6 protein-coding genes are annotated in these 3,083 nt (G+C 66.6%); all 6 read left to right on the forward strand.

The annotated features are described in order from the left end of the window. Window positions 1-173: 173 nt before the first annotated feature. The 6 genes from Q0A15_RS09015 to Q0A15_RS09040 all read left to right on the forward strand — a co-directional run bounded on the left by Q0A15_RS09015 (window position 174) and on the right by Q0A15_RS09040 (window position 2,914). Window positions 174-710, forward strand: a complete 537-nt coding sequence (locus Q0A15_RS09015; RefSeq protein WP_291279195.1) for a hypothetical protein — start codon at window positions 174-176, stop codon at window positions 708-710. Window positions 711-712: 2 nt separating this feature from the next. Continuing rightward, entirely contained in the window at window positions 713-1,240 is a 528-nt protein-coding gene (gene ssb, locus Q0A15_RS09020; RefSeq protein ID WP_367273376.1) for a single-stranded DNA-binding protein, read from the forward strand. Between the two features lie 148 nt (window positions 1,241-1,388). After that, complete coding sequence (locus tag Q0A15_RS09025) at window positions 1,389-1,727, forward strand: hypothetical protein (protein ID WP_291279196.1); 339 nt, start codon at window positions 1,389-1,391, stop codon at window positions 1,725-1,727. Then, on the forward strand, window positions 1,727-2,101 hold the full coding sequence (locus Q0A15_RS09030) for a hypothetical protein (protein ID WP_291279197.1): 375 nt from the start codon (window positions 1,727-1,729) through the stop codon (window positions 2,099-2,101). The genes Q0A15_RS09025 and Q0A15_RS09030 overlap by 1 nt, the downstream gene beginning before the upstream one ends. Window positions 2,102-2,342: 241 nt before the next feature. Then, window positions 2,343-2,486 (forward strand): hypothetical protein, encoded by a 144-nt coding sequence (locus tag Q0A15_RS09035; RefSeq protein WP_291279198.1) that lies wholly within the window; start codon window positions 2,343-2,345, stop codon window positions 2,484-2,486. Continuing rightward, window positions 2,483-2,914: a hypothetical protein gene (locus Q0A15_RS09040; RefSeq protein WP_291279199.1), complete on the forward strand. Its 432-nt coding sequence runs from the start codon at window positions 2,483-2,485 to the stop codon at window positions 2,912-2,914. Before Q0A15_RS09035 ends, Q0A15_RS09040 begins: the two co-directional genes overlap by 4 nt. The last annotated feature ends 169 nt before the right edge of the window (window positions 2,915-3,083 follow it).

A 3,083-nucleotide genomic window follows, 5' to 3' on the forward strand; every position in this document is an offset into this window, starting at 1 on the left:
CTGGGTCGGATGGTTCAACCACGAACGCCTCCACTCCATGCTCGGCTACCGCACCCCCGCCGAAGTCGAGACCGAATACTGGGCCCGGCTCACCGACCCAGAACAGGTCGCTACCGCGGCCTGAAACCCAACACACGCTGCCCCTCAACCAAACCCGGGACTTGACAAGGACCATGGTCTCCCTGGTGCTGGGTGCCGGCCATGAGGTCCGCCGCACCGCCGCCACCAACGAGTCAGTCACGGTCGCTGCACGCCGCAAGGGTGACGACGAGTGGCAGGAGTTCACGTGGACGATGGCCCGCGCCAAGCAAGCGGGCTATGACTCAAACAAGAAGTACCAGACGGACCCCATCGCGATGCTCACCGCGAAAGCGCAGGCCGAAGCGTGCCGCACCGTCGCGCCCGACGTCCTCACCGGCGTCGCCGCATGGTCCCGCGAGGAGATCGAGCTCGAGGACATGGGTGAGCGTCCGGCCCCGCCGAAGACGCAGCCGTCCCCGGCGCTGGCCGCGCAGGTCGCCGCCGCCGAGCAGGTGGACACGGCCACCGGTGAGGTCCAGGAGCGCGACTGGTACGCCGAGATGGAACCCATCATCGAAGACGCGACCGCGCTGCGATCCCTCTACAGCGAGGCCGCCAAGCACGGCGCAGACGCGGACGTCCTCGCCTCCATCGCCGCCGCCGGCACCGCAGCATCGAAGGCGGCCTGATCATGGCGAAGTCTCACATCACTGTCGTCGGCAACCTGACTGCCGACCCGGAGCTCCGATTCACGCCGAACGGGAAGGCTGTGGCCAACCTCAACATCGCCGTGAACAGCAAGCACCTGGACCGGCAGACCAATGAGTGGGTGGACGATCAGGCCACCTACTGGCGGTCTTCCATCTGGAACGACTACGCCGAGCACGTGGCCTCTTCCCTCACCAAGGGCATGCAGGTGATCGCATCCGGCGCGGTCACGTCCCGCACGTTCCAGACGAAGGAAGGCGAGAACCGCACCGTGACGGAGTTGGAGCTCACGGACATCGGCCCCGCGCTCCGATTCCAGGAAGCCCAGGTCCGCAAGGCCGCGCAGCAGGGCAACTCCGGCTTCGGCGGCCAGCCGCAGCAGCCCTCCCAGCCTGCGGCCCCCGCAGACGCGTGGGGCCAGCAGGCACCGCAGCAGCCCGACCCGTGGAACACCCCGCAGGCCGCACCCGCCGGGTGGGGCCAGGCAGCCCAGGACTCCCCACCCTTCTGACCCCTTCTGGTCTAACCGGTTCTGACGGGCTCTAACAGGTCCGGTTAGACCGGGCGCGTCTGGTGACCACCGGGGACGCCCCTTGTGTGGCGGTTCGATCCCGCCAGCACCCACTCACCCCACCTCACAACTTGGAAGGAACCACCGAATGTCCACGTACTCGTATGGCGCCACCGCGGTCGCTGGCACGGACAAGGCCACGATCCTGCAGCTGCGTCACCGCATCGCCTACCTTGAGGCCGCTCTCGCCGACGCCCTCGACACCACCCCTGCCGGGCAGGCTCTCACCCACCCGACACCACCCACCCCGGTCAAGCGCAAGCGCACCATCTGGGAAACCTACCCGTGGAACACGCCCGCCGGACACGCAATCCTCCGCAAGGAACAAGCCCGCATTCACGCCGCGCCCACCGGCGCCGGACGCACCAGGCTCGCAGCAGCAGCTGCCGAAGCAGACGGCTGGTACACCGCAAGGAGCGCCGCCTGATGCCCGGATATGTGTACAAAGGCGCCAAGAAAAACCCGCCGACCATCGTCCTCCCCACTGACCGGCGGAAGAACAAGCACGGGAAACTCCTCTCCCGATGCGGAACCACCGCCGGGTATGCGCGCCACCGCTACCACAACGAGGAACAGTGCGACGCATGCAAGATCGCACACGCCGCAGCAGACAACAAGCGTGGCCGTAAGCACACCGGCAAGGTTCTAGGTCCGGTCCAGTGTGGCACCCGTCGTGGGTGGGAGAACCATTCCAGACGCGGTGAGATGTGCTACCCGTGCAAGGCCGCCTACAACGAGTACCGAGCGAAGAAGCAACGCGAATACGACGCCCGCAAACGAGCCGAGCGAGCCGCCCAGTGAGTCGCCCACTTATCGCACCGCCTCCCGGCTTCAACTGCGCCACATGCCACCAGCCCACACGCCCCAGAGGCACTCCCCTCAAAGACCATCCCGGCACCGTCCTCTACGGCGCCCACGGCGAATGCAAGCGATGCCGCATCCAAACCTTCGCCGAAGCCTCCGACCCCACCCGCATCCTCCACTCCACCTGGGCACTCAACGACTACATCGCAGCCCGCCGAAACCGACTCGGAGAAGCAGCATGAACGACCAAGACGTCATCCACATCATCGAGTCCACACAACGCCGCCTCGACCGTGAACAAGCACCCCACTTCGCAGGCTCCTACGGGTCCGACGCCGCAGCCATCTGCCGGGCACTCAGGGAAGCCGGGGCACTCGAATGACCCGCTACTACGTCCGCCCACCGGACCAGGTCGAGTTCGGGATCCAGTACGTCGGGAAGACCTCCGTCACCACCGGGCGCATCGACCTCGAGTTCGAGCACGAATCCTTCTACGCCACCTTCTCCGGCTACGCGATCCCGCCCGAATCCACGGACACTGTCGCCGACATGGAGGACTACTACCTCCACGGGGCAGCCGGCGCATTCGACCACTCCCCCGCCACACCCGAAGAAACTGACCACCGACGCGACATCGGGCTACCCATCAGCGGCGACCACACCGCCGTGTTCCGGAACTGGCGTGCAACAGGTGAGTGGCCGAAACTCCGCGACGTCTGGGCATCCATCGGACTCGGACCAGACGGACTCCCCACTAAACCCGCCGAGCCAGTGCAGACGTCCATCTTCGACCTCCTGGGCACCCCATGAGCCGCCGGAGCCAGCGGGCGCCGTCCCTGCGGAACATCGTCACTGCGGCGCCACAATGCACGCACTGCCACAAGGCCGCCTACCCCACCAAGAAGGCAGCCCGCGAGGCGTACAACCACATCCACGACCCCGACGCCCCGCACCGCTTCTACATGTGCCTATCCGGTGC

It is taken from the genome of Galactobacter sp. (assembly GCF_022712295.1).
Lineage (GTDB): Bacteria > Actinomycetota > Actinomycetes > Actinomycetales > Micrococcaceae > Galactobacter.